At 69.3% G+C, this 24,748-nt stretch carries 30 protein-coding genes; 15 read left to right on the top strand and 15 right to left on the bottom strand.

Annotated features, from left to right (window positions below):
• Window position 1: 1 nt before the first annotated feature.
• Window positions 2-649, bottom strand: coding sequence for a peptide deformylase (gene def / locus HDA40_RS30720; RefSeq protein ID WP_253761292.1), 648 nt, complete (start codon window positions 647-649; stop codon window positions 2-4).
• Between the two features lie 55 nt (window positions 650-704).
• Here def and HDA40_RS30715 point away from each other — a divergent pair, with 55 nt between their 5' ends.
• Complete coding sequence (locus tag HDA40_RS30715) at window positions 705-1,259, top strand: chloramphenicol phosphotransferase CPT family protein (RefSeq protein WP_253761291.1); 555 nt, start codon at window positions 705-707, stop codon at window positions 1,257-1,259.
• Between the two features lie 4 nt (window positions 1,260-1,263).
• On the opposite strand, the gene uppS is transcribed toward HDA40_RS30715, so the two are convergent.
• Window positions 1,264-2,025, bottom strand: a complete 762-nt coding sequence (uppS, locus tag HDA40_RS30710) for a polyprenyl diphosphate synthase (protein ID WP_253761290.1) — start codon at window positions 2,023-2,025, stop codon at window positions 1,264-1,266.
• 53 nt (window positions 2,026-2,078) lie between these two features.
• On the opposite strand from uppS, the gene trpB reads away from it, so the two are divergent.
• From trpB to HDA40_RS30695, 3 genes are read left to right on the top strand one after another with little or no spacing between them, the layout of a single operon-like run.
• Window positions 2,079-3,260 (top strand): tryptophan synthase subunit beta, encoded by a 1,182-nt coding sequence (gene trpB / locus HDA40_RS30705; protein WP_253761289.1) that lies wholly within the window; start codon window positions 2,079-2,081, stop codon window positions 3,258-3,260.
• Complete coding sequence (gene trpA / locus HDA40_RS30700; RefSeq protein WP_308197783.1) at window positions 3,257-3,970, top strand: tryptophan synthase subunit alpha; 714 nt, start codon at window positions 3,257-3,259, stop codon at window positions 3,968-3,970. Before trpB ends, trpA begins: the two co-directional genes overlap by 4 nt.
• A 54-nt stretch (window positions 3,971-4,024) precedes the next feature.
• Window positions 4,025-4,804, top strand: coding sequence for a GntR family transcriptional regulator (locus HDA40_RS30695; RefSeq protein ID WP_253761288.1), 780 nt, complete (start codon window positions 4,025-4,027; stop codon window positions 4,802-4,804).
• Window positions 4,805-4,959: 155 nt separating this feature from the next.
• Here the strand turns inward: HDA40_RS30695 and HDA40_RS30690 are convergent, their stop codons facing one another.
• Window positions 4,960-6,597, bottom strand: a complete 1,638-nt coding sequence (locus HDA40_RS30690; RefSeq protein ID WP_253761287.1) for an alpha/beta fold hydrolase — start codon at window positions 6,595-6,597, stop codon at window positions 4,960-4,962.
• Between the two features lie 74 nt (window positions 6,598-6,671).
• Between HDA40_RS30690 and HDA40_RS30685 the strand changes: the two genes are divergently transcribed.
• A complete protein-coding gene (locus tag HDA40_RS30685; protein WP_253761286.1) occupies window positions 6,672-6,992 on the top strand; it encodes a PadR family transcriptional regulator in 321 nt (106 codons plus the stop codon).
• Between the two features lie 309 nt (window positions 6,993-7,301).
• Here HDA40_RS30685 and HDA40_RS30680 read toward each other — a convergent pair whose 3' ends face one another.
• The 3 genes from HDA40_RS30680 to HDA40_RS30670 all read right to left on the bottom strand — a co-directional run bounded on the left by HDA40_RS30680 (window position 7,302) and on the right by HDA40_RS30670 (window position 9,498).
• The gene (locus HDA40_RS30680; protein ID WP_253761285.1) at window positions 7,302-7,949 is read right to left on the bottom strand and encodes a permease prefix domain 1-containing protein; all 648 of its coding nucleotides are present in this window, start codon (window positions 7,947-7,949) and stop codon (window positions 7,302-7,304) included.
• Between the two features lie 322 nt (window positions 7,950-8,271).
• Complete coding sequence (locus tag HDA40_RS30675; RefSeq protein ID WP_253761284.1) at window positions 8,272-8,892, bottom strand: L-threonylcarbamoyladenylate synthase; 621 nt, start codon at window positions 8,890-8,892, stop codon at window positions 8,272-8,274.
• A 9-nt stretch (window positions 8,893-8,901) separates the two neighbouring features.
• Window positions 8,902-9,498: a TetR/AcrR family transcriptional regulator gene (locus HDA40_RS30670; protein ID WP_253761283.1), complete on the bottom strand. Its 597-nt coding sequence runs from the start codon at window positions 9,496-9,498 to the stop codon at window positions 8,902-8,904.
• 194 nt (window positions 9,499-9,692) lie between these two features.
• Between HDA40_RS30670 and HDA40_RS30665 the strand changes: the two genes are divergently transcribed.
• From HDA40_RS30665 to HDA40_RS30625, 9 genes are all read left to right on the top strand, one after another.
• Window positions 9,693-10,250, top strand: coding sequence for a hypothetical protein (locus tag HDA40_RS30665; RefSeq protein WP_253761282.1), 558 nt, complete (start codon window positions 9,693-9,695; stop codon window positions 10,248-10,250).
• A 319-nt stretch (window positions 10,251-10,569) separates the two neighbouring features.
• The gene (locus tag HDA40_RS30660) at window positions 10,570-10,917 is read left to right on the top strand and encodes a hypothetical protein (RefSeq protein ID WP_253761281.1); all 348 of its coding nucleotides are present in this window, start codon (window positions 10,570-10,572) and stop codon (window positions 10,915-10,917) included.
• Window positions 10,914-11,201 carry a hypothetical protein gene (locus HDA40_RS30655; RefSeq protein WP_253761280.1) on the top strand — a complete coding sequence of 96 codons (288 nt, stop codon included), beginning with the start codon at window positions 10,914-10,916 and terminating at the stop codon, window positions 11,199-11,201. The genes HDA40_RS30660 and HDA40_RS30655 overlap by 4 nt, the downstream gene beginning before the upstream one ends.
• Window positions 11,198-11,458 (top strand): hypothetical protein, encoded by a 261-nt coding sequence (locus HDA40_RS30650; protein WP_253761279.1) that lies wholly within the window; start codon window positions 11,198-11,200, stop codon window positions 11,456-11,458. The genes HDA40_RS30655 and HDA40_RS30650 overlap by 4 nt, the downstream gene beginning before the upstream one ends.
• Window positions 11,455-12,084 carry a cyclic nucleotide-binding domain-containing protein gene (locus tag HDA40_RS30645; protein WP_253761278.1) on the top strand — a complete coding sequence of 210 codons (630 nt, stop codon included), beginning with the start codon at window positions 11,455-11,457 and terminating at the stop codon, window positions 12,082-12,084. The genes HDA40_RS30650 and HDA40_RS30645 overlap by 4 nt, the downstream gene beginning before the upstream one ends.
• A gap of 526 nt (window positions 12,085-12,610) precedes the next feature.
• Entirely contained in the window at window positions 12,611-12,898 is a 288-nt protein-coding gene (locus tag HDA40_RS30640) for a hypothetical protein (RefSeq protein WP_253761277.1), read from the top strand.
• Window positions 12,899-13,073: 175 nt separating this feature from the next.
• Complete coding sequence (locus HDA40_RS30635) at window positions 13,074-13,580, top strand: hypothetical protein (protein WP_253761276.1); 507 nt, start codon at window positions 13,074-13,076, stop codon at window positions 13,578-13,580.
• 80 nt (window positions 13,581-13,660) lie between these two features.
• On the top strand, window positions 13,661-13,807 hold the full coding sequence (locus tag HDA40_RS30630) for a hypothetical protein (protein ID WP_253761275.1): 147 nt from the start codon (window positions 13,661-13,663) through the stop codon (window positions 13,805-13,807).
• 84 nt (window positions 13,808-13,891) lie between these two features.
• The gene (locus tag HDA40_RS30625; protein ID WP_253761274.1) at window positions 13,892-14,353 is read left to right on the top strand and encodes a flagellar basal body-associated FliL family protein; all 462 of its coding nucleotides are present in this window, start codon (window positions 13,892-13,894) and stop codon (window positions 14,351-14,353) included.
• A 163-nt stretch (window positions 14,354-14,516) separates the two neighbouring features.
• Here HDA40_RS30625 and HDA40_RS30620 read toward each other — a convergent pair whose 3' ends face one another.
• The 9 genes from HDA40_RS30620 to HDA40_RS30580 all read right to left on the bottom strand — a co-directional run bounded on the left by HDA40_RS30620 (window position 14,517) and on the right by HDA40_RS30580 (window position 23,768).
• Window positions 14,517-15,971: an HK97 family phage prohead protease gene (locus HDA40_RS30620; RefSeq protein WP_253761273.1), complete on the bottom strand. Its 1,455-nt coding sequence runs from the start codon at window positions 15,969-15,971 to the stop codon at window positions 14,517-14,519.
• 96 nt (window positions 15,972-16,067) lie between these two features.
• Window positions 16,068-16,286: a hypothetical protein gene (locus HDA40_RS30615; protein ID WP_253761272.1), complete on the bottom strand. Its 219-nt coding sequence runs from the start codon at window positions 16,284-16,286 to the stop codon at window positions 16,068-16,070.
• The gene (locus tag HDA40_RS30610) at window positions 16,283-16,585 is read right to left on the bottom strand and encodes a hypothetical protein (RefSeq protein WP_253761271.1); all 303 of its coding nucleotides are present in this window, start codon (window positions 16,583-16,585) and stop codon (window positions 16,283-16,285) included. The genes HDA40_RS30615 and HDA40_RS30610 overlap by 4 nt, the downstream gene beginning before the upstream one ends.
• Entirely contained in the window at window positions 16,582-18,711 is a 2,130-nt protein-coding gene (locus HDA40_RS30605; RefSeq protein WP_253761270.1) for a hypothetical protein, read from the bottom strand. The genes HDA40_RS30610 and HDA40_RS30605 overlap by 4 nt, the downstream gene beginning before the upstream one ends.
• 207 nt (window positions 18,712-18,918) lie before the next feature.
• Window positions 18,919-20,232 carry a hypothetical protein gene (locus HDA40_RS30600; RefSeq protein WP_253761269.1) on the bottom strand — a complete coding sequence of 438 codons (1,314 nt, stop codon included), beginning with the start codon at window positions 20,230-20,232 and terminating at the stop codon, window positions 18,919-18,921.
• Complete coding sequence (locus HDA40_RS30595; protein ID WP_253761268.1) at window positions 20,229-20,390, bottom strand: hypothetical protein; 162 nt, start codon at window positions 20,388-20,390, stop codon at window positions 20,229-20,231. Before HDA40_RS30595 ends, HDA40_RS30600 begins: the two co-directional genes overlap by 4 nt.
• 621 nt (window positions 20,391-21,011) lie before the next feature.
• On the bottom strand, window positions 21,012-21,359 hold the full coding sequence (locus HDA40_RS30590; protein WP_253761267.1) for a hypothetical protein: 348 nt from the start codon (window positions 21,357-21,359) through the stop codon (window positions 21,012-21,014).
• Window positions 21,356-22,852 (bottom strand): recombinase family protein, encoded by a 1,497-nt coding sequence (locus HDA40_RS42305; RefSeq protein ID WP_253761266.1) that lies wholly within the window; start codon window positions 22,850-22,852, stop codon window positions 21,356-21,358. The genes HDA40_RS30590 and HDA40_RS42305 overlap by 4 nt, the downstream gene beginning before the upstream one ends.
• Window positions 22,803-23,768: a DNA polymerase domain-containing protein gene (locus tag HDA40_RS30580; RefSeq protein WP_253761265.1), complete on the bottom strand. Its 966-nt coding sequence runs from the start codon at window positions 23,766-23,768 to the stop codon at window positions 22,803-22,805. Before HDA40_RS30580 ends, HDA40_RS42305 begins: the two co-directional genes overlap by 50 nt.
• 49 nt (window positions 23,769-23,817) lie before the next feature.
• On the opposite strand from HDA40_RS30580, the gene HDA40_RS30575 reads away from it, so the two are divergent.
• Window positions 23,818-24,744 (top strand): site-2 protease family protein, encoded by a 927-nt coding sequence (locus HDA40_RS30575; RefSeq protein ID WP_253761264.1) that lies wholly within the window; start codon window positions 23,818-23,820, stop codon window positions 24,742-24,744.
• Window positions 24,745-24,748: the final 4 nt, after the last annotated feature.

The following is a 24,748-nucleotide window of genomic DNA, read 5'->3' as shown; positions in this document are numbered from 1 at the left end:
GCTACTTGCCGAGGGCGGCGGCTTTCTCGGCGCGGCGCGCGAAGACCTCGTCCTTGCGGGTCTCCATCTCCTTGAGGACGCCCTTGCGCTGACGGCTGCCGAGGCGGTCGATGTAGAGCTTGCCGTTGAGGTGGTCGGTCTCGTGCTGAAGGCACCGCGCGAAGTAGCCGAAGCCCTCGATGACCAGCGGATTGCCGTCCTTGTCCTGGCCACGCACGATCGCCCGGTCCGGCCGCGACACCGGGGCGTACGGGCCGGGAACGGACAGGCAGCCCTCGTCGTGCTCGACCAGCCGGCGCGCGGCCGGGGGCAGCTCGTCCAGCACAGGATTGCAGATGTGCCCGACGTGGCGTACGCCGTCGTCGTCGGGGCAGTCGTAGACGAACAGCCGCAGGTCGACGTCGACCTGGTTCGCCGCCAGGCCGACGCCCTGGGCGACGAGCTGTGTGGCGAACATGTCGTCGACGAGCTTCGCCAGCTCCGGGGTGCCGAACTCGGTCACGTCCTGGCAGGGCCGGTGAAGGATCTCCTCGCCGACGACGGTGACCCGGAGCACCTCGCCCCGCGCCGCCTCCGGCGGGACCTCCGGATACTCGTCGACCGGCTGGCCGAGTACGCGTACACGGCGGTCGACGGGCTGCTCGGCCATCGGTTCCCCTTCCTTGACGGACTTCAAGAAAAGTAGCAGTTGTAAGGTCGTGATCATGGAACGCCCGCGGACCGGCCAGATCATCCTCCTCAACGGCACCTCGAGCGCGGGCAAGACGAGCATCGCCCGCGAACTGCTGCCGCTGCTCGACCGGCCGTACTACTTCATGCCGGTGGACGCCCTGAACTCGATGCGCCACCAGCGCCCGATGAGCGCGGACGAGCTGGAGGCGACGCTCCAGCGGCTGGCCGCGGGCTACCACCGGGCAGCGGCCGGAATGGCCGAGGGCGGCAACGACGTGGTGCTGGACCATGTGCTCCGGAAGCCGTCGTGGCTGCGGGAGTGTGTGGAGCTTTTCCCAGCCGACGTCGTGTTCGTCAAGGTCTACTGCCCGCTGCCGGAGTTGCAGCGACGCGAGGCGGCCCGCGGCGACCGCGCGATCGGCAAGGCGGAGTCGCACTATCCGCTGGTGCATCGCGACGCCGTGTACGACGTCGAGGTCGACACCAGCGAGCTGAGCCCCCGCGACTGCGCCGAGCGGATCAAGTCCTTCGTGGACGCTCCGAGCGACGAGCGCGCCTTCGCCCGCCTGCGCCGCGCGTACGCGTGACGGGTCAGGCGCCGAATCGGCGCTGCCGCCGGGCGTACGACCGCAGCGCCCGCAGGAAGTCGATGTAGCGGAACCCGGGCCAGTACACGTCGCAGAAGTACAGCTCGGAGTACGCCGCCTGCCAGATCAGGAAGCCGGAGAGCCGGATCTCGCCGCTGGTCCGGATGACGAGGTCGGGATCGGGCAGGCCGCTCGTGTAGAGGTGGGCGGCGATGTCCTCCGGGCTGATCCGCTCGGCGAGTTCCTCGGGGGTCACGCCGAGCCGCGCCTGCACGTCGATCAGCGACCGGACCGCGTCGACGATCTCCTCGCGGCCGTCGTAGCCGATCGCGATCGTCAAGTCGAACGGCGCGTCCCGGTCCCGGGTCTCGTCGACCGCCCGCTTCAGCGCGGCGCGCGTCGACTCGGGCACGTCGTCCAGCCGGCCGGCGACGTGCAGCCGCCACTGGCCCTCCGGGTGGCGCAGCCGTTCGGCGACGACCTCCTCGATCATGCGCATCAGGTGGGCGACCTCGTCCGAGTCGCGCTTGCGCAGGTTGTCGCCGGAGCAGACGTAGACCGTGACGGCCGGAATGCCCAGCCCGGCGCACCAGTCCAGCACCTCGTCCACGTGCTCGGCGCCGTAGCGGTGACCGATGTTGGGGTTCTCGAACCCCTGCTGCCGCGCCCAGCGGCGGTTGCCGTCCATCACGATCGCGACATGCCGGGGCAGTTGCTCCGGACGCAACCGGGAGCGCAGTCGCTGGGCGTACAGCCGATAGATCACGTCGAGAACCTACCGGCTTGCCCCGCCGCACTCAACTGTTCTATAACTGTTCCATGAGTTCTATAACAGTATCGCCGAGCACCGGGGTGCTCGGCCGATTCGGCCAATACGGCGGGCGCTACATCCCGGAATCCCTCATCCCCGCCTGCCAGGCGGTGGCGGAGGCGTTCGCCGAGGCGTGGGCCGATCCCGGCTTCCGCGGCAGCCTCAGTGCGCTGCTGTCGGCGTACGCGGGCCGCCCCACTCCGCTGACGCCGGCCCTGCGGCTGTCGGCCGAACTCGGCGTGACCGTGCTGCTCAAGCGGGAAGACCTGACGCACACCGGATCACACAAGATCAACAACGTCCTCGGTCAGGCGTTGCTGGCCCGGCGCATGGGGCGTACGCGGCTGATCGCGGAGACCGGGGCCGGCATGCACGGCGTCGCGACCGCCACCGCCGGGGCGTTGCTGGGTCTGCCGGTGAAGGTGTTCATGGGCGAACGGGACGTCGAACGCCAGGCGCACAACGTCTTCCGGATGCGGCTGCTGGGCGCCGAGGTCATTCCGGTCACCACCGGCAGCCGTACGCTGAAGGACGCGACCAGTGAGGCGATGCGCCACTGGGTCACCGACACCGACGAGGCGTACTACTGCGTCGGCTCGGTCATCGGCCCGCACCCCTATCCGACGATGGTCCGCGAGTTCCAACGCGTCATCGGCGACGAGGCTCGGCGGCAGTGCGCAGCCGAGCTGGCGAGCGCCGTTCCGGACTACGTCGTCGCCTGCGTCGGCGGCGGCAGCAATGCGGCCGGCACGTTCGCCGGATTCGTCGACACCTCCGCCCGGCTGATCGGAGTCGAGGCCGAAGGCGGCTCCGGCGCCTCGCACGGGGCGCTCGGCGTACTGCACGGGTTCCAGTCGCTGTTCCTCCAGGACGAGCACGGGCAGATCCAGGAGGCGCACTCGATCGCGGCCGGGCTGGACTACCCCGGCGTCGGGCCGGAACACGCGTACCTGCGCGATCTCGGGCGCGCCCGCTATGTCACCGTGTCCGACTCCGAGGCGATCGCGGCGGCCGTCCGGATGGCCCGGGCCGAGGGCATCCTGCCCGCCATCGAGTCGGCGCACGCGCTCGCCTGGGTCGCCCGCGCCGCCGGTACGCCCGACCTCCCCAGCGGCTCGACCGTCCTGGTCACCCTCTCCGGCCGGGGCGACAAGGACATCACCACCCTGATCGCGGAGGCGGACCTGTGACGAAGCTGCTCATGCCCTACATCACCGGCGGCGTCGTCGCGGGCTGGACGGCGTACCTGCGGGCGTTCGAGGACGCCGGGGCCGATCTGATCGAGGTCGGTCTGCCGTTCTCTGACCCCACAGTGGACGGTCCGACCATCCAGGAGGCCTCGGACGCCGCGCTCGCCCGGGGCGCGACGCCCGGCTCGATCCTGGCCGAGGTGGCCGCCGACCCGGTGACCATCCCCCTCGTGGCCAGCACGTACGCCAACCTCGCCCTCCGGCCGGGGTTCGGGGACGCGCTGACGGCCGCCGGGGTCACCGGGCTGATCGTGCCCGACCTCCCCCTCGACGAACTGGATCAGTTGCAGGTCCCCGGGATCGCGGTCAGCCTGCTCGCCTCCCCCGCCACCCCGGACGACCGGCTGGCCGAGATCGGCAAACGCAGCCAGGGCTTCGTCTACGCCGTCTCGGTCATGGGCATCACCGGCGAACGCGACCGCCTCGCCCCGTCGGCCGCCACCCTCGCCACCCGGCTCAAGCAAATCACCGACCTGCCCATCCTGATCGGCTTCGGCATCTCCAGCCCGGAACAGGCGGCCGAAGCCGCCGAGGTCGCCGACGGGGTGATCGTCGGAGCCGCCGTCATGCGACGAATCCTCGACGGCGCCAGTCCCGCCACCCTCGGCGCCTTCGTCGGAACACTGCGCGCCGCACTCGACGTGCGATGATCCTCCCAACAGCCGCAGATCACGGTTATGCCTGCCGAATCCGCTCGGTGAGGCATGCGTACCCGTGATCTGCTGCCGACGACGGACGGCGAAGGGGGCGGCGTGGCGCGGTATCGGGAAATCGCAGGCGACCTCGCCGCCAAGATCCGCGACGGCCGCTACTCCCCCGGCGAGGCGCTGCCCGCCCAACGGGAACTGAGCCAGGCGTACGGGGTCACCTTGATGACGCTGCGTCAGGCCCTGCGGGAACTGAGCGCCGAAGGGCTCATCGTCCAGCAGCCCGGCAAAGGCACCTTTGTCGCACCGCCCCATTTGGCGTACCAGTTGGGATCTTTGCGGAGCTTCGCCGACGATCTGCGCGACCAGGGCCACGAGGTCCGCACGACGGTGATCTCCTGCGCGCAGCGCCGCGTGCCCGCGCGCATCGCGGCGCGGCTGCGGATCCGCGAAACCGAGACCGGCCTGCGGCTGGAACGGGTCCGCGCATTCGCCGGCCGCCGCGCCATCCATCAGATCTCCTGGGTACGCGAGCCGCAGGCGGACCGCTTGCGCGACGTGGATTTCACCAGCGTGAGCCTGTACGCGGCCCTGGCCGACCAGGGGGTCGCAGTCGCCCGCGCCGCCGAGACGATCCGGCCGGCGACGCTGGACGCGGACGTGGCCCGGCACCTCGACGACGACGAAGGCGTGCCGGTGCTGGTCAGCGACCGGATCACCTACACGCCGGACGGGACGGCCCTGGTGGCGGACCGGGCGACGATCCTCGGCAGCATGATGCAGATCACCGCCGACCGCGCCGCCACCACCCTCTCCCTCACCTGGCGCCCCACCTAACCCCCTGCTTTTCTCTCTCCCCCCGTTTTTCTGCGCGCCGTTTTCTGCGCGCCGTTTTTTCTGCGCGATCATGAACTAACGGTCGTGATCGACCGGCGCGTCGTGTCCACAGCACCCTGATCAACTCCGCGCCGGCCTGATCAACTTCCGCTCGGCTAGGCGCCGTCGGCGCAGGCGGCGACTCCCGGCGTCGCAGTGGTGAGGAACGCCAGCTCGGCGTCGCGTACGCAGTGCGAGTTGAAGAACGCGATGTGCGCGTCGCCTTCGTAGGTCAGCGTCGAGCTGCCCTCGATCTGGCCGGCCACCCGGATCGCGAGGTCGTAGGGCGCGAGCGGGTTGTGCCGTGTCACCACGAGCAACGTCGGCGGTGCATTGTGGACGATGACCGGCCGGCGCGGCGCGACCGACGGAACCGGCCAGCCCTGGCAGCCGCTGACGTAGTCCCATGAGTCGGATACGCCGCCGGTATGCGGGGCGAGCCGGCGGATCTCCCGGCGCAGTGCTTGGAATTCGGCGTACCCGGTGATGTCGCGCGGGAAGTCGACACAGCCGCTGGCCCGATACGGGTGGTAGTACGGGGGCGCGAGCGTACCCGCGTACGCGCCGGCCCACCCGGTGGTGTCCCCGGTCCGCAGCGCTCCGAGCGCCGCCGCCAGATCGGACCAGCCGCCGTATCCGGCCGGAACCGTGCCGTTCTCCAGTACGTACATCGCGATGTAGCCGATCTCCTCACCCGTCATCGCGTGATCGAGCCCGGCCACCGGCAGTGGCTCTCGATTCGCCCGTTCGACGACCTCGTCGTAGATCGCGGGAATGTCCTGCCCGTACAGGGCGCAGCTCGGATCGCTGCCACACCACGCGACGAATCGGTTGAACGCCGCCTCCGTCTCACGGACCTGGGTGCGTACGTAGGTCGCGGTCGGCACGGTGTGGTCGAGGGGGCTGTCCAGCACCAAGGCCCGGATCCGGCCGGGGAAGAGCTGGGCGTAGGTCTGGGCGATGAGGCTCGCGTAGGTCCAGGCGAACCAGGTCAGCTGCGGTTCCCCCAGCGCCACCCGGAACGCCTCGGCATCCCGGGCCTGTGTCTCCGCGTCGAGATGACGGATCAGATCCTGGTCGCAGCTGGCTGCCGCCGCCTGGTTGTGCCGGCGGAGCTCTGCGTAACCGGCGGGGTCAGCCGGGAAGCGGCTGACCGCCGGGTCGTTGAAGGCGCGGTCGCAGCCCAACGAGGCACTGTGGACGTTCGCGTCGGCGGTCCCGTAGGACAAGTCGAGCCCGCCGCCACGGGAGTCGATCCCGACGAGGTCGAATCGCTCGGCCAACTCCGGCAGCAGGCCGAGGCCACCGTGTGACGGGGTGGCGACCTGGTTGACGGCCAGCACTCCGGCGCCCGGCCGGAAGAACAGCGTGCCGATCTTGCGGGCCTGGTCGGTGGCCGGATGCCGAGCGACGGCGAGGGTGATCTTCCGGCCAGACGGCCGCGACCAGTCCAGCGGTACGCGCAACGTCGCGCACTGAGCGGTCTGGTCGGTCTTCGGGCCGCACGTCGTCCAGTTCAGCCCGGTCTCCGTCAGCCCGGTCTCCGCCGTCGCCTGGGTGACTCCAGCCGAGGTCGTCGTCGCTGCCGTCGTCGCTTTGATCGCCGCCGTCGTCGTTCCTGTCGCCGTCGTGGTCGCGGCTGCCGCGATTGTCGGCGTCGCTGCCGTCGTGATCGCGGCTGCCGCGGATGTACCTGTCGTAGCCGTCGTGGTGGATAGCAGGACGGCGGTCAGCGCGATGCGCAAGAGGTGCATGAAAGCGTCTCCTTATGTAGGCGGTCTACATGTAGACGGTATGACCATACACCCTACGCATGTAGACTGTCTGCGTGCGTCAGGACCTCTTTCGCGGCCATCTGGAAACATTGCTGTTGGCCGTCCTCGAAGACGGCCCACGCCACGGGTACGCCATCAGCCAGGAACTCGCCCTGCGAAGCGGCGGCGTACTGAGCTATCCGACCGGTTCGCTCTATCCGGCGCTCCGCCGGCTGGAGACGGCCGGCCTGGTTCAAGGCGCGTGGGCGGGCGACTCCGGGCGGCAGCGGCGCACCTACGAACTGACCGCGGCGGGGCGGCGTACGCTCGCCGCCGACAAACAGGACTGGCAGCAGTTCACGACTGCGGTCGAATCCGTACTCCGGCTCACCTGACCCCTACCGCACTCGCCCCCGGCGCTCGTCGTTCCCGAACGCCGGACGCGTCGAACGCCGGACGCGTTGAGCGCTGGACGCGTTGAGCGCCGGACGCGTTGAGCGCCGGACGCGTTGAGCGCTGGATCAGGGATATGCCTGTGATCTTGGATCAAGATTCGACGCAGATCCCTGATCCGCTGCCAAAGAAGGCGCGCCGCCAAAGAAAGCGCGCCGCCAAGGAAGGCACGCCGCCAACGAAGTCGCCCGCGCGCAAAGGAAGGCGCCCGCCGGAAGGGGGCGGCCGCCGGGAGAGCGAGCGGGGCGGCGTCAGGAGGCGAGGCGGGCGGCGTACCAGGTGCGCCGGGCCGACACGAGCACGGCCGCGAACGGCGCGGCCCACAGCAGCTCCCCCACTGCCGAGCCGCCTGGGGCGGACAGGGTGAGCAGCGTACCGGCGGTGAGGGTGCCCACGACGGCGATCGCGGCCACGGCTGCGGTGGTGCGTACGAGGGTGGGCCGGAGGCCGAGGCGGCGAGTGCCCCAGCCCATCGCGACGACCGCCGCGATCGCTGCCGCCAGCGCAGCCTGGACGAAGAAGTCGGTGAATCGCGCGAATCCGAGGTAGAGCGCGCTCGGTTCGGCCGAACCCCAGTCCTGTTGCCAAGCGCCGGTCCGGCCGATCAGCTCGGCGAGTCCATGGTGGACGCCCAGCACGATCAGGAGCAGCCACGCCGTACGCCGTCCCCGGGCCGCTGCCAGCACCTCCTGGAACTGCGGGGCGAGTGCCCGGACCGGGCCGAACTCGGCGACCGCGCGGTCCTCCGCCGCTGTCCCGGTAAGACCGGCGTCGCGGTAGGCGTCCGCCGCGTCGGTCAGCGCCTCGCGTACCTCGGTGAGCATGCCGTCCCGGAGTCGCCCGGGGCCGCGGAGCCGTCCGGCGAGCGCGTGGACGTAGTCATCGACAGCACTGGCCACGTCCTCAGTCTCGCGGCCCGGCCGCGCCACCGCCATCGGGGAGAACCCTCAGCGGGCCGCCGCCATCGAGGAGAACCCCCAACGGGACGCCGCCGTCGAGGAGACCCGGCGTACGCGGCGAAGGCGTTCTATCAGGCGCTTCAGCGGTTCGACGGCTGGGCGACGATGGCGCTCACCGCCGCCGCCCAGGCGGTTCAGGTGTCGGCGTTCCCGGACGCGTACGCCAAACACGAGAGCGCGGCGACGAAGGCCGTCACCACGCTGCTCTCCTAAGCCAAAGCTGCTCTCCTAAGCCAAAGCTGCTCTCGTAAGAACCGAACAGCTATTCGAAGCGGGCCGGATCGCCGGCGCCGTACCGGAGGATCTCGGGCTCGTCGCCGGACAGATCCACCACTGTGGTCGGTTCGGTCCCGCAGTCGCCGGAGTCGATGATCGCGTCGATCTGATGGTCGAGCTGATCCTTGATCTCCCAGCCCTGCGTCATCGGCTCCTCCTCGCCCGGCAGCAGCAGGGTGCTGGACAGGATCGGCTCGCCCAGCTCTTCCAGCAATGCCTGGGCGACCCGGTGGTCCGGGATGCGTACGCCGACGGTCTGCTTCTTCGGGTGCATGAGCCGCCGCGGCACTTCCTTCGTCGCCGGGAGGATGAACGTGTAGCTGCCCGGGGTGGTCGCCTTGACCAGGCGGAACACCGAGTTGCTGATCTTCACGAATTGGCCGAGCTGGGCGAAGTCGCGGCAGATGAGGGTGAAGTGGTGCCGGTCGTCGAGCCGCCGGATCTCCTTGATCCGCTCCAGGCCGGGCCGGTTGCCGAGCTGAATGCCCAGCGCGTAGCACGAGTCGGTCGGGTACGCGATGAGCGCGTCCTCCTTCAGCAGGTCCACGACCTGCCGAATGGCCCGTGGTTGGGGGTTGTCCGGATGAACGTCGAAGTACTTCGCCACACCCGAAGCTTACGAGCGCAGGAAGAGGGAGCGGGCGAGTCTGGCCACACCTTCGCGTACGCGCCCTTCGCCGATCTCCGCGAGGAGCGCCGACACGTGGACGGCGGACAACGCCGCGAGCAGGGCGTGCGCGGCGAAATCAGGATCCGGAGTGCCTTCGAGCAGGATTCGGGCGTGCAGATGCCAGAAGCGGTACGCCCCGACGCGGTAGCGGGCGCCCGGCGAGGCGGTCTCCGACATCCGGACGAGCTCCAGGTTGGCCAGCAGGAAGTCCAGGTACGCCCCGGCGAACGCGACCAGCCGGGGACCCGGCGCGGCACCTGGGCCGAGCGGCGCGGGGCCGGACAGGATGCGCTCCTGCAACTCCCGTTCCGCCTCGTCCAGCACCGCCATGGCCAGCCCGGACTTGTCGCCGAACCGGCGGAACAGGGTGCCTTTGCCGACGCCGGCCTTGGCGGCGACCTCGTCCATCGTCACGGACTCCGCGCCGCGTTCGCGGAACAGGACCGCGGCCGCGTCGAGCACCGCCCGGCGATTGCGGGCGGCGTCGGCCCGCTCGGCGCGGGCGGGCGTACGCACTGCGAGAAGGTCCGCCTCCTGAGGCATAACCGGACTGTAGTCCTACAACCTCGGAAAAGGCTCAGGATGCCTCGCGTTTGGCCCGGGCGCGCCGCTTTCCCTCGTGCATCGCCTGCACTCGGGCGATCGGAATAGCAAGCCGACTGATACCCCAATAAAGCGGCCCCGGCGGTGCGCCAACACCGTGAATCCGGGGCCTGACCGGAAACGAGGTCCGGCTAGTGAGCACCCTACCGACCCTGCCCACATGCGGGCAGCCCGCCACCGTCCGAATCGAGGCGTACTCGCCCCGCGACGGCCTGGCGCACGGCACGCTTGACGTGTCCGTCAACGTCTGCGATGCCCACGTCGAACCGGTCAGCGCGACTCTGCGGCAGGCCGGGTTCACGGCACACAGGGACGGGCAGGCCCAGAGCGGCAAGCGTTGCGGCGACGGGTACGACTACACCCAGCCGGGACTACCGTCCCTGAGGGCGCCCGAACCGCCGCCTGCGGCCACGCCGCCCATCCACTTCCCGTACGGCCACCCGTGGTCCTGCGGTGCCACGGCCGGCGAGACGACGAGCACCGAGAAGGCTGCGGTCACGTGTGGGGTTTGCCGGTCGGAGATGGAGATCTTCCCCGATCGCGAGCCCGGGCTACGTCTCGACGTGCGCGGGGAGCAGCTGGCGGATCAGGTCCGCCGCTTCCTGGACAGCGGTAGCTGGGACCTGTTCCGCGACGCGGCCGACCAGCTGTACCGCCACGCGACCCGGCGGCGCCCGGGAGGTGCCCGATGATCCCGTGGTGGCTTCTGGCCCTGCTCTGCGCCGCGGCGTTCGCTGGCGGCTACCTCATGGCGGCTGGCACGAGTCGTCCCCGGTGCGTCGTCTGCGGCAAGGCGCTGGCGCGGGTCTGCCCTGAGGGCCGCTGCGGCGGTACGCCGGGTACTCGCCCCGTGAGTACCCCCGACCCCAACGGTTCGATCTTGCGTGGGGCTCTGCCCCATGACGGCACCGATCTGCGTGGTTCGGGCGACAACGCAGATACCAACCATGGTCGAGACGACCACGGTTGGGCGTCTCACGTCGACACGGCGCTCGCAATCGGCGGTGCCGCATGAGTCAGCACCCCGCGTGGTGTGACCGGCAAGGCTGCGCCGAGCGCGCCGAGCACCGGTCGGCCGACGTCCGCGCCAACACCGTCGAAGGCGACGAGATCCAGCTACGCGTCACCGACCCGGGCGCACCTCGTCAGGACCCGGCCGACGTCGAGCTGTACATCGTCAGGGCCCGCCTGGTAGCCCAGATCCACGACGGCAGGACGCTCCCGCCGTCCGTCGAGCTGCTGACCTACGAGGAGCCGGCGGAAGCGGACGGCAGATCGGCGCTGCTGACCGTGCGCCAGACCTCGATGCTCTCGACGGGGCTCAGCGACCTGGTGGCGCTGGCTGGCGGTGCGGCATGAACGCGATCGTCTTCGTGCCGATGGCGGCCGACCGCCAGCGCTGGATTGACCTGTGCCTCGACTACTGCGCCGAGCGCCGCTACGTCGTGACCTCGATCGTGTTCGGCGCTGACGACGCGCTGGCAATGCTCGTCGGCGACCCGAAGGCCGTCCTCGTGACCGCCCGGATGGACATGCTGCCGCGCGTCGAGGCGGTCGTCGACAAGCGCACACCGGCCCGGCCGAACGAGCGTGAGCGCCGACCACGGCGGGTCGCCGTCGCACACATGCGGGGTGACCGATGACGCGCAACCACCGCGTACGCGGCCCGCGTACTGCCCCCAACATGATGCTCGGCCAGCACCCGGCGAAGCCCATCACCTTCCAGGTCAGCAACCTCGTCGCGCACGTCGCAATATGGCTGGCGCGCGAGGCGGGCTGGGACTACCACATGGACGAGGACTCAGCAGACCAGGCTGCGGCGGATCTGCTGCGCGCCTTGGGGATCGCTCCGCTCGACAACGACGGCAACCTCTACCAGGGCGCGGAGGCGGACCGATGACGGACGCCGAGATCCTGGTGACGCTGCTCCGTGCCGCGCAAGAGCGCATTGGCACCGTGCAAGCCGAGCTTGCCGCCGCGCGCCTCACCCGCGCCCGCCTGGCCGCACTGCTGGCCGATCAGTACGACATGACGCACGAGGAGATTGCCCGGGCGCTACCCGGCATGTCTCGTCAGCGCGCCGGCCAGCTCGTCGCGCAAGGGCGGCTTGCGCTGGCGACCCCCGTTGTTACAGCGGGGGTTGAGGGTGTCATTAGTGATGACACCCATCCCCTCCCGGCACCGCGCTCTGAGGATGCCGCCGGCAGTGCTGACGGCACGGCCAGATCACTTTCGGGGCGTCGCGAAAGTGATCCTGGGGTCACTACTAATGAGGGCAGCCGGGACCAGCCTTTTCCGGCGCGTCCCGGAAAAGGCATCGCCCGGGGTACGCATCCAACGCGTACCCAACTCCCGCTGTTCGCCGGGCCCGACTACGACAACCTTCCCGGCGTCGGGAAAACGGACATGACGTCAGCACTACTGACGTCACCGCAGGTCGCTCAGGTTACCGGCCCCGGCAAGCTGGGCGACCAGGGCTTTCATGGCGAGTCCACTTTGCGTGCACCCGCAAAGTCGCTGCCCTAGCTGTTGGCGGGGGTCCTCATTTGACGAGGACCCCTTCTTCCCGGCGGCGGGAAGAAGCCATGACGTTGGCAGTACCGACCCCATAAGGGCGTCGGTCTGACAGACACCCTTTGCGGCCGTTGAGAGTGGGGCTCTACCCGATCGGTAGAGCCCTGCCCTGAGCGACCGACGCTCTACGGAGTTCCTTGCATGGTCTCCGTGTCCGCAGGCATGTGGACGAACAGCCATGCCCCTCGTACAGCAGGCCGACGTGGGCGGCCCGACCCTGGTCTGATCACCCCGGTCGACACATTGGCGGAGCCTGCACACCTACGGGTGGGCGGGCTGGTACCGCTGGAGGGATCGAAGCGTGCGGGTTGTTCCCTGGTGAGCTAAGGGGTGGGGGGAATCCCTCAGTCTCTCCAGCGAGTCAACCGCGGTTGACTCAGGTGCCGACGTAACCCGTGACGTAACGCATCTATGTGCCTGCAAGCGTCTCCGCTCTCGCGCCGACGTCTGCGCATCGGGGGTACCCGGGGGGTGGATCATGGACGTGACCAGGGCAAACGCTGACCCCGCCGCCCAGTCAGGCATTTCTCTCCCCGAAGAAATTTGGGCAGGGCTTCGTTACGCCCGGACGCCGTTACGCGAACCGATGTACGCACAGGCCGCAGTGCAGCGTCAGGCGCACGGCGATACCGCACCAAGAAGATCGAAGGAAGATGATGAATCGCTTCGCGCCCCGGGGCGCGAAGCATTTAGGTCCGACGCGCAGGCCAACGACGGAGGAAAATTCCCGCAGATCTGCGGGAATTCACCAGCCTACGGAGAGTGATTCGACTTTCGCCCCGGGGCGAAAGTCCGCGACGCGGGCCACTGAGGCATCCATAGATATCCGCTCCAAGTGTGGCCCCGGGGCCACACTTGGTCCGATCGAGTAACGAACGTCCTTCTGGGTTCGGCCGAGCGGGCGAAGGTGATCAATGCGTCGCTTCCGTACCGTGCCACGAGTGACGTCCGAGCCCGTCTTCCCGCCGCCTACGCCGACCCGCCGCGCACGGCCGCTGTGGCCGTTGATCGTCGGCACGCTGGTCGTGCTGTTCGCGATCTCCGGCGGCATTGCCTTCGCCATCGTTAAGTTCGCTGGATCCGCAACGCCGCAGGCGTCGGCATCACCCGCGGCGCCTACGGCCTTCATGCTGGCCGGCACGATGGTGCTGAGCCCGTCGGAGTTCGGATGGACCCGCGACCCGTGGAACTGCTGGGGCCGCGGCGGATACGACGACATTCGCGAGGGCACCCAGGTCGTCGTGACCGACGCCGACGGCAAGACCGTGGCGGTGGGACAACTCGGCAAGGGCGAGCCGAAGGCCGAATCCACCCGATGCGAGTTCGTGTTCCTCATCGCCGCCGTGCCGGAGGGCAGCCAGTTCTACGCCGTCGAGGTGGCGCATCGAGGCAAGGTCCAGTACCCGCGAGCCGAGCTGAACAGCGCGATCACGCTCAGCTTCAACTGATCCTCCGAGTAGGTGACCGCAGGCCGGGATCACCCGGCGGATGGACGGGGTCACCAGGCGGATAGGTCGTTGATCAGGCGATGACCAGCGACGAGACCCTGCGCGAATACGTCAAGCGGATGGTCGACCAGGCCCCGCCACTCAGCCCCGAACGTCGTGAACTCCTGCGGGCCCTGCTGCGGCCCGCCGTCGAGAAGGCGGATGCGGGGTTCCGTCAGCGATCGTGACGGAACCCCGGTAACCCCACTGATGACGCCTTCGTGGTCAGGTAGCCGACTCTGCGGCGGCGACGCCGGACGTACCGTCCTCGGATGATCGAGACCCCCGCAGCGAAGCGGCGCCCTCGGATGTGGCTGCTGCTCCTGGTCGTCGCCGTCATCGCTGCAGGTGCGACAACAGGCGTCATCTTCGCTACCAGCCGCACGGGTTCGCCGACTGCCGAACCGCAGCCCACAGGGACGCCGTCCGCTGCTGCGACCAGTACGGGGGGCATGCCCGATACCCGGGACTTGAACGCCCGCCACGCGTGCGAATGGAACGTCAAAGCCCAGACCGACGACAAGCTCAGTGACCGCGAGACGCTGCGGCAGATCGTCTTCGCCGCCAGCCAGTCATCCGACTCCGCGGTGACCGTCGCGGCGAACCTGCTGTGGGACTCGTTCGAGATGGCCGAGGCAGCGAGAGGCGCGTCCGACGAGGTAGCACGGACCCTCGACGTGACCACTCAATCCATCCGGATGCAGACCGTCTGCGTACGCGCTGGCTACCTGTAGCCGGGAGGGCGGGGGTACCCCTGGGACGTAATCTTGGCCGTGGCTCTCCACCCCGCCGACCCCCTTCTCGCAATGTGTACGGGTCTGGGACTTGATCAACTCGACGAAAGGGGTCCATCGCGTACTGCGGCGGACCCCTGTTGCGTTACGCGTACCGGCCGGCTCAGCGGCGCGTCGACCACTGCTTCCGGGCCTCGCCGATGATGTTCGCCTTCGGCGGGATGCCGAGCCGTTCGGCCAGCATCGCGAACGCTTCCCGGTCGTAGTAGAGCTGTTCCATGAGGTCGCGCTCGACGGCGTCCGCTTCCCGCTGGAGGTCCAGCGCCCTGCGGAAGTCGCCGGACTGGGCCAGGGCACCGCGGGCGTACTGGAACTGCAGGTTGGCGTCGTGTCGCTTGCGCCGCAGGACGAGGGCGATTCGCTCGGCCCGTGCTGCGCCGTCCTCGGCCGAGAAACGCCGCCGGTCACGGTCGGCCTGGACATGGCGGCGCTCCTTGTCCAGGGTCGTGCCGAGGGCGCGGAGGACTGCCCGCAGTTCGGGTTCGGTGAACGCGGCGCGAACCGTTGCGGCGCGGCCGCGAACCGGGCGGCCGCCCAGCGTGAGGATGACCGCGCGAGGGTCGGCGGGGTTCGACGTCGGCCCCGCCTCGGAGACGTCGACGGCGCGCAGCCGCACGCGCTCCTCGCCGTCGCGTACTCCCGCCGGCGCGCAGTCCCGGATCCCGCCTCGATACGAGCAGCTGCTCAGCTCGCCCGAGCGGATCCGCTCGGCAACCTGCACCCCGAGCGGTGTGTCGTCGAGGTAGCCGGTCGCCCGCAGCCCCGTTTCGTCGACCGTGAACTGGTGCCACCAGCCGCACGGTTTCGACAGCACGCTCGAGGCCCGGTCGTCGGCGTAGTCCCGGCCGTGGTTGACCAGGATCGGCACACGGTGCGGTCCGCGCTTCAGCCAGTCTCGGAACGTGTCGGCGTCCTTGATCGTCCACAGTGCGCCGCCGTCCGGTTCGCCGCTGCGTACCTCACCCCAGACGGCGACGTACGCCTCGATCTTGCGGTCCATCCGGCGCGCCTCCGGCATCGTGGACAGCGCCCCTCGTACGGACACCGACGTCGTGTCGTATGCGGGGAACACGACGGGGCCTAGTTCGTAGGCAGTCGCGTCGCGAACCGCCCGGCGCTCGAACCCGTCGGAGTGGGTCCAGTCGTCGCCGCCGTCGGGGACGGTGAACCGGAAGCTCATGCCCGTCACGGCGCCCTCGGCGATGGCTTCGCGGACGCGGTCGACGTCGGGGTGCGCGAACAGGCGGGCGCGGACGAACAGGCCTCGAGCGTCCTCGCGGATCTCCTCGATCTTCCCGATCGGCACCTGGCCGATCCGCGGGTCTTTGCCGTGATCCCATTGCAGGACAGGGGTTCGCTGCGCCAGCGACCGCGTGAACGCGCCGGGCAGGATCGTCTCGTAGAAGTCACCCTGCGCGTCGCGGATCAGCGTGGGCGAGTTGAACACGGCCGCGTAACCCTCAAGGGTGCGGCCGTCACCGGTGGCGGCGGTTTCGAACTGGTACGACCGCGTGCACTGGCCGGTGACCCGGCGGACGGTGCTTGACGTGGCTCTCATGGGTGCTCCTTTCGTAGCTCTGGCATTTGGAGGTGTGCCCGGCCGGCGGGAGGTTCGTGCTCGGGAGTCCAGCGAGCACCGCCGGCCGGGCGGCTTTCAGCGGATTTCCCGCTGGTCTGTGTCGGGTGGTCCTGCTTCGCGCCAGCCGACTTGGACGGCGGCTGCGAGGTAGGCGGCTGCGACGAAGGCGCGTCGGGCGGCGAAGCCGATCAGCCAGAACAGTCCGACGATGAGGGTCAACAGCAGCCGGCGGAAGTTGATCTGCGCGGCCCGGGTGCGGATGGCGTCGACGTCGACGCGGTCGAGGGCAGTCATTCGGTCAGCTCCGAGAGGTCGTCGGGAACGGTGGGCAGCTCGCCGGTGATCGCGAAGGTGGTTACGTCTGGGTCGGTCAGGATTCGCTTTGGCACGATGGCGATGCGCTCGCCGCCCCAGTGGATCTCGTAATCCTCGCCGTCTGGGCGCAACGTCACCGCCGAATGGTTCGCGTCGCACCAGCGCAGCCGTCGCATCACGTCGTCCGCCGGGAGCCGCTTGAGGCAGTCGGCGACGATGTCTTGGGCGCGGCTCTGGATCCTCTGCACAAGCTCGGCCACGCCGTCGGTCTCGGTCATCGCGCCTGCCCGAACATGACCTGGACGTCGCCGCCGGCCGTCGTGCGTGTCTCGTACCGCAGCATCTGGACAAGTGAGGCGGCCAGGTCGCGGCTGTGGCCGATCAGGGATGGGTCGAGCGAGACGGTGACCGCAACTTGAACCGATCCGCTGCCGGCGCCCACATCGCCGGTGCCGCTGCTGAGCATCGCCTGCGTCTGCTGGGCGGTGTGGACGTAGCCGCTCGCGGTCGGCGTCACCAACTCAGGCCCGTTCTCCCCGACCAGGTACGTGCGTCCTGCCTCTACAGGGCCACCGGACGCCCGTCCGGAGGGGTTGCGCTCACCGGCGCGGTACTCGGAGAACTCGAGGATCGCCCGCGCCTTGTAGACGTCGGCGTACTTGTCGAGCGCGCGGTGCGCCGCGAGAGCCTGCTTCTCAATGTCGGCCAGCTGCGCGTCGGTCAACCCGCCGGCCTTGAGCGTGGCGCGCAGCGCCGGGGTGAGCTTGCCGTCGAAGGTGCCCGCGGCCGCGGCGCTGGCGGAGCTGGCGGCCAGGATCGCCTGCGCAAGCGCGAGGTTCGCCTCTTTCGCCTCGCGGCTGTTCCTACCGTGCTCCCTGACCGCCTCGCTGTACTCACGCTGGCGGTCCTTGACGTCTTGCAGCCGGTGGATCAGGTTCGCCGTCGGATCGAATTGGTCCTCGACCGATTGCGAGAAGTCGACCATCGCCCGACGCGCCCGGTCGGTCGAATTTGCCAGGTCGTCGAAGCCGCCCACGAGTGTGTCGTTGGACGCTTTGGCTTTGTCCAGATCTTCGATCAGGGACTGCGTCTGGTCGTCCACCCAGCCGGTCGCCAGACCGAACGGCGCGATCGCTGCGGCGATCCCCAGGAAGCCGGCCTCGCCTTCGGCCACCGCATGCGTTGTGCGGACCAGCCACTCGTAGGTCGCACTCAACGCCCCGACGATGTTGCCGAAGCCCTCGACGCCTTCCTCGACGATATTCAGCAGGGAGATCCAGCCCAACGTGGCGCCGTCGGACTGGCTGGAGATCGCCTGAAGCATGTAGGAGATCGAATCGCCGAGTTCGGGCAGCTCTTCAGACACGGCGCGAATGATGGGCTCTGACGCTTCCAGGGCGTCCGACAGACCGGGGCCGAGGTTGCGGATGAGCCCGCCCAGACCTTGGGAGAGCGGTACGACGAGCTTGGACAGGCCGCGGAATTCGTCGCCGACATCGGCGAGGAGTCCAGTGGTGGCATCGTCTACCTCGCCGATAGCGACGAGCAGCGGGGCGACGAACGACTGACCGTTGGACTGGAGCTGGCCGAGTAGATGCTGGCCGAGTTCCTTACCGGCCGCAGCCACCCGGTCGTCCTGCGCTGCGAGCGCGATCCCGCCGATGATGCCGCCCGTCCCGACACCGCCGAGCACTGCACCGCCGATCGCCGCGCCCAGCAACGGTGCCATCACGGCACCCGTGCCGGCCGCGCCAATGATCAGCGAGCCTTTCAGCTCCGACGGCAGGCTGGACAGTGCGTCGCGCAGGCTGCCGAGCAGGTTGCGGCGGATGACCGGCGCGACTTCCTCAGCGTCGTCGCCGACGCCGCGCATCTCCTTGCGCAGCTTCTCCAGGAACGAGATCGTCGACCGGTCTTTGCGGATGTCCTTGAACAGAGTCTTGTCGCCGGTCCGGTCGAACTCGTCCAGCAGCACCGCAAGGTGCAGTTTCGTCAGGTCGAGCTGCTCGTCCAGCTTGCCGAGCTGCCGGTCGAAGCCCTTGACCTCGTCCTTGGCGTCGTCGGCCTTGTCGCCGAGTTTGTCGAACATCCGACCCGCGCCGGCGTCCTGCCCGGTCGCCCGGAAACGCAACTCTTCAGTCGAGGTGGCCATGTCACTTCCTTCCTTCACGTGAGGCATGCCGGCGCCGTAGGCCGGCGGCCCGGGCGACGGCGAACGCAGCCCGGTCGGCCTGTACCTGGGCGCGGCGGCGCTGGAAATCTGCGCTGCGCTCGAGCGCGCGCAGTCGCAGCAACTCCGCAAGATCGGCGGGGTCGCCGAATGTCTGATCTCGGGGGGAGATGCCCGCCAGTAGCGGCGGGGTGGCGACTGCGTCAGGATCGGCGTCCGGTGACCGCCCCCCATGCCCTCGCGGCGTGACGCGGGCGTGACGCGGCACGTCGAGTGGCGTTACGCGTCGGGCTTCCGGTCGGCGATGCTCAAGCTGCCGGGCGCGGAGGTCCTCGGTCACAGACCCTGGGCTCCGCCCAGACCCGCCGCTCGCTGCGCTCGCTAGATTTGGATCTTCAATCTCTAGGGAGGCGTAGCCGACCGGCTGCTTTTGATCTTGGGTCACCACGGTGCCCGCGCTTCCCGAAGCTGATCTTGTTCACCAGATTTGTCACTACACCGGGTGTTCGGGTAGGGAAGAGTGACGCTCCCTTTGTGACATTCCTGGTAAGCATGATCATTTAGGAGGAGCCTGCGTACGGCCGACTCCTCGACCCCCTCGGCGAGCCTGTAGTGCCACGCCGTGTCGTAGCCGCCGTCCTCAACCTGCAGCAGGCCGATCAGGTGAAGTTCCTGCAGGGTGCGGTCGACGGTCGTGCGTGGCCTCTGGACGCGCTTGACGACTTCGCGGGTCGGGGTGACAGGGTGCTTCGCGACGTCGGCGAGGATCGCGGCCCGCAGCGGCGGCACCGAGTCCCGTGCGACCCGCAGCGCAATCCGGCGGGCGCAACACCGCCGCATCCCGAGCGCCAGGCCGCCGCGCAGGATCTGGCCGAGCATCTTCGCGAACCGCGTCGGCATCTCCGGGGCGTGCGCCTCGATCGGGTCGCCCCGGAAGTCACGCTCGACGGCGGTACGCGACAGCGTCACCAGATCCGCCGCAGTGAGCAGTACGTCCATGTCCTCGTCGCCGAGTACCGCAGCGCTGGCGTACAGCCCGGCCATCACTTCGGAGACGGCGTCCGCGAGCTCTTTGCGCATCGCGACCTCGTGGCCGACGTTCGCCAGAGCCTGCCGCCCGGCGGAGGCCCGCCCAGCCGTGGAGTCCATACGCACCAAGGCGAAGCGGTCGCCCATCGAGGCGATGACACCGTGAGCTTGGTCGTACGCCGTGGTGACCGCACCGACGAGGACGATCCGCCCGGCCCACGTCAACGTACGCCCGCCGTCGGTGCCGACGTTGCGCTCCCACTTGCCGTCGTAGACCTCGCGCAGCGCGGCGAGGACGGTGGCCCGGAGGTCACGGTTCATCGACAGGATTGACGTGAAGTCCTTGATGACCAACAGGCCCTCGTCGCCGATCTTGCGCAGCAGCCCACCGGTCGCGTCTTTGGCCTTGTCCTTGTGGGAGGTCGCGGACAGCAGTGCGCCCTCGCTCGCGACGGTGGATGTGACGGCCGCTCCCGCGCCGGCCAGTGCGCCGACGGTCTCGGTCTTGGCGTTGCCCGAGCCGGACACGACCAGCAGCCAAACGGGGTCGCCGTCGAGCCGTTCCGCGGCGGCCGTGCACAGCACCGCGTCGAGGGCGTCGAGGTCGTATTCCTTGCCCAGCCAGCGATTGAACGCCTCGTGGACCTTGTCGACGGCGGCCGTGCCCGCAACGGACTGGCGCTCCCAAGCTTCGTGCTCGGAAGTGTTGGGAGGGAACGGGTTCACGCGACCCACCCCCGGCCTTCGCGCGCCGCGAGCTGGTCGCAGTAGCGGATGAGGACGTCGACCGGCTTGGCGGTGTCGTGGGGTTGCCGGCCCGCGCCGAGAGTGTCGATCAGCACGGCCGCGATGTCTTCCAGCGCCAACTGGGCACCGTCGGCCATGCCTTTCGCGTACGCAAGCGCGGGCGATTCCCACCAAGCGATGTCGGCCGCCGCTGCTACGCTGGCGGTGGTCGTCGAGCTGACCGAATTTGAGGCCGCCTCAGAATGGGTGCTGGGGCGGCTTTCTCGTATCTGCTGCATCAGGCGGCCGCCCCCGTCTGCCCAATGGCGGGCGAGGTGCGGATCAGTGTGGCCAATCGGGAGGCCAAGTCATCGCGGAGCGGCGGTGCCGTCCTGACGGCGGCGGCGATCTTCGCCTCGACGCGGTCTAGCGCCTGGCGCTCGGCCAGGTCATCGGGCTCACGGTTCATCGCGCGCCGCCAGCTGGCAGCGCAAGCAGAGCGGCGAGCTGCCGGCGCTGCTCTTCGGTTAGCGGTGGCGCAGCGTCGACGATTTTGCGGATGCGCTGCTCAGCGAACTTGAAACGGGCCTTACGTCGGGCGTCTTCGGTCGCAGACCGGCGCTCTTCGACTGTCGGCAGATCCTGGATGCGAGGCACTGGCGCTCCTGGGCGTCACGGACCACCCGTCCTGCCGCGATTCGCAGCTATCGAACGGTTGATGCGTGCCCACAGTCGGCACAGCGACCTTGCTCGTTGCTGAGTCTAAACCCAACTGGGAGTCAGCGTGCAACTCTGGTCGGCAGGGCTCCTCGCCGCCGGGCTGCAAGGAGATCCGCCGCCTCCGCCACGGTGCAGTTCGTATCGTGGCCGCGCGAGCACTTGAGCCTGAAGCGGATCACGTTGCCCGCCACCTTGAACCAGGGGCCTCTCGGTTGGCCGTCCACCGTGAACGGCTTGATCCCGACCGGGCCACCTTCATGGAGCTGGACGAACCGAGCAAGGCGGCGCGTGCTTGCGGCGCCACAGGCTTTGCAATGCACATCGATCCAAGTCACGTCAGCGTCATCAGCCTCGACCGGGTTATATCCGTCGCCCGCCTCGGACGGAAACCAATAGGTCGTCATCACGCGTGGCTCCACTCGTGGCTGATCCGGTCGGCCACGACCGCAAGCCGTTCCGCTGGCGGGGTCCAGCGGGTCAGCCGCACCGTGGCGGGCCCGAGTGTCAGTGCCCCGAACAGTCCTGCGATGACTTCGCGCCGGGCCGGCAACGGGAACGCCTCCCATGCGGCCTGTACGCGCTCCGTGCCGAACTTGCCCGCCTCTATCAACTCAAGCAGGGCGAGCGGCGCTCCGGCCGGCTGAGCCCGGCGGCGGGCGTCCTCGATTGCCGGCACCATCGCCGCCTCTTTGCCCGCCAAAGCTTCCGCAGAGATTCCGCCTGGCCGGTAGAACGACTGCCGTGCCGCTTCAAGCTCTGCGCGCAGCTGGCTAAGTTCCTCCTCCGCCGCGCGGGATGCGACGTCGTCGACCACCCAAAGCCTTCTCGCGTCCTGGCGGGCCAGCCTGGCGACGACCAGCCGGGTCACGTACTCGTCCACCTCCGGCATGGGCGCGCTGGCGCAGCGATCCATCTTGCAGCCGTAGGTCGCACCGCGGCCGTCGGTCGCGCAGAACCCGGACAGCATGGACCCGCACGCTGCAGTCATCACGGCCGAGTTGCCTGACAACAGGTACTTGATCTGGCCCGGCGCGCTGTTCCTCCGTGCCCGGCGGGCCGTCTCACTATTGCCGCCCAGAACCGCCTGTGCCGCCTGCCATTCGGATTCAGTGACCAGGGGCGGCCACTGCCCGATATGGAGATCGCCGTTGTGCATCCGTACGCCGCGGGCCGGGTCGTCGGGGTGAGGTCGATACGCCTGGTTGCCCGCAATCCCGCGGATAGTCGAGTGGTACCACGCTGCCCCGCCTCGCGGCGTCGCCGTGCGGGAGGCGTTGAGTCGGTGGGTGACCTGGTGTAGCGGTTCGCCCCTGCCCACCGAGACGATGATGTCGCGCACCACGGCGGCGTGTTCCGGATGCGGCAACTGTTCCAGGAACGCGCGGGTGGCCGGGTCGTATCTGCGGACGTAGCCGTAGGTGGTCGGCGCATGCGGTCGGCCAGCAGACGCCGCTGTGGCGTGGCCTCGCCGGACGCGCCCCGACGTCTTGTCCGACTCGTACGCCGAATCCACGCCGTCCTCAGCAAGGCTGCGGTAATCGCGCGGGTTCCGCGGGTCGTAGACCCGGCTGTGCGACACGGCGGCGACGCGCACCTGGTGCTCCCGGCATGCGTCGAGGAAGGCCACCCAGGTCGCCAACGTTCTATCGCCCCTGCTTGGCTCCCACAAGACCACGACATCGATCGAAGGGAGTAGCTCCAGCAGGCGAGCCCAGTTCGTGCGCGACTTGGTCGCGTACCGCGATGCTGACGACGGATCGTCCAGCTCAGCCACGACCGTCCAGCCGTTCGCCTCAGCGAAGGCACGGTTCTCCGCCTGCTGGTCATTGATCGACTTCTGCTTGGCCGAGCTATTCCGTCCGTAAATCGCCGCTCTGCTGCTTGCGCTTTTTCCGCTCACGACCGTACTGTAGTGCCAACAGACGAGGTATCGGAATGGTGTGCCCCTCCTCGACCAGCCCCGGGTCCAGCTTCTGCGGCGGCGGCATCAGTTCGGCCCACGGATCGGCTTCGGCCAGCAGCGGGAGCGCCGTGCGTACCGTGAAGTCCGCCGGGGTCACCCGATCGAGGTCGGCCCAGGGCACCGGGAACGAGACCGGCGTACCTGGGCGAAGTCGCGGACTGTAGGCCGCGACCACAGTGGCCCCACCCGCGCGGGTCGAGTCGAGGAAGACCTTGCCCGCGCGGTCCTCGCGGATGAACGCGGTCGTCGCCACCTCGGGGTCGAGCCGTTCCGCGCGGGCCGCGACCGCCCGGGTGGCCGCCGCGACGTCTTCCGCGCCCGTCTCGCCGTCGAGGGGCACGAACACGTGCACCCCCTTGGCCCCGCTGGTCTTCACCGCGCCGGCCATCCCGGCCTGCTCAAGCACCGCGCGGACCAGGTGCGCGGCGGTCACCGCCCGCGCGAAGCCGCCGCCTTCCGGCGGGTCCAGATCCAGGATCAAATGCGACGGGTACGCCCAGCGCTCCGCCACGACGAGCGTCGGGTGGTATTCGACCGCACGTTGATTGGCGAACCACAACAGGGTCTGGCGGTCGTTGCAGAGCGCGTAGGACACCTCGCGATGCGACGATTCCGCCCACAGCGACACGGTCTTCACCCAGTCGGGCGTGTACTTGGGGACGTTCTTCTGCATGAACGGTTTCTGGCCGCGCAGCACCCGGATCACCGACAGCGGCCGGTCGCGCAGCACCGGCAGAATGCGCTCGCGCACGGCGTCCAGGTAGTCCACGAGGTCGCGCTTGGTCGCCTCGGCCCCCTCGAACAGGGACTGGTTTAGGTTGGTCAGCGCGACGCCGGCCCGCTCCTCGCCCATGCCCCGAGGGTAACCAGAACCCCAGACATTTGGGGTAGCCTCACGCCTCGTGACCGACGCTGGGGAGGACTACCTCGAGCCGCTCGACGACCCGCTGCAGCGGCTCGCGGCCGAGGGCGGCTGGGACGAACGCGCCCGCGCCATCGAGGCGGACGTCGCCCGGGAGCGCCGGCGCGCGCTGCGCCGCATCCCCCGGGTACGCCGCCGGCGGGCCGGGGTGTCGTGGCTGTTCCTGCTGCTCGTGGCGTTGGCCGGGGCGAGCGGCTGGGCGATGTGGTCGGGCGTCGTGCCGCGCCAGGCCGCCGTGTTCACTTTCATCCTGACCGGCTGGCTCGTCACGCTGTGCCTTCACGAGTACGCCCACGCCCTGGTCGCTCACCGGGGCGGCGACGACACCATCGCGGAGAAGGGCTATCTGCGGCTGAACCCGCTGAAGTACGGCCACCCGGTGCTGACCTTCCTCCTGCCGTTGTTCGCGCTGCTCACGGGCGGTCTGCCACTGCCGGGCGGGGCGGTGCAGGTCGAGTCGGACCGGCTGCGCAGCCGGCACCGGGACGCCCTGGTCTCGATGGCGGGCCCGGCGGTGAACATCGTCGCGGCCGGCCTGCTGCTCACGGCGCTCGCGGTGCTCGGCCCGGACGGGATCTACGACCTCGGCGAGCCGCACGCGGTCTTCTGGGCCGGGCTGACGTTGCTGGCGTACCTGCAGGTGGCGAGCGCGGCGTTGAACCTGCTGCCGATCCCGGGCCTCGACGGGTACGGGATGATCGAGCACTATCTGCCCGAACGCGTACAGGAGATCGGCCGCAAGATCCGCCCGTTCGGGCTACTCGTGGTCTTCCTGCTGCTCTACCTGCCCCCGGTACGCGAAGGCTTCGGCGACCTGACGCTCTGGATCACCAACAGCTCCGGCACACCGGTCAACGGCATCTACTACGGCTACCAGATCTTCCAGTTCTGGCGCGGCTGGTTCTAGGGGC

The sequence above is a fragment of the Hamadaea flava genome (assembly GCF_024172085.1).
GTDB lineage: Bacteria > Actinomycetota > Actinomycetes > Mycobacteriales > Micromonosporaceae > Hamadaea > Hamadaea flava.
The sequence above is the reverse complement of the archived record's forward strand: the minus strand, read 5'-3'. Positions and strand labels throughout refer to the sequence as shown.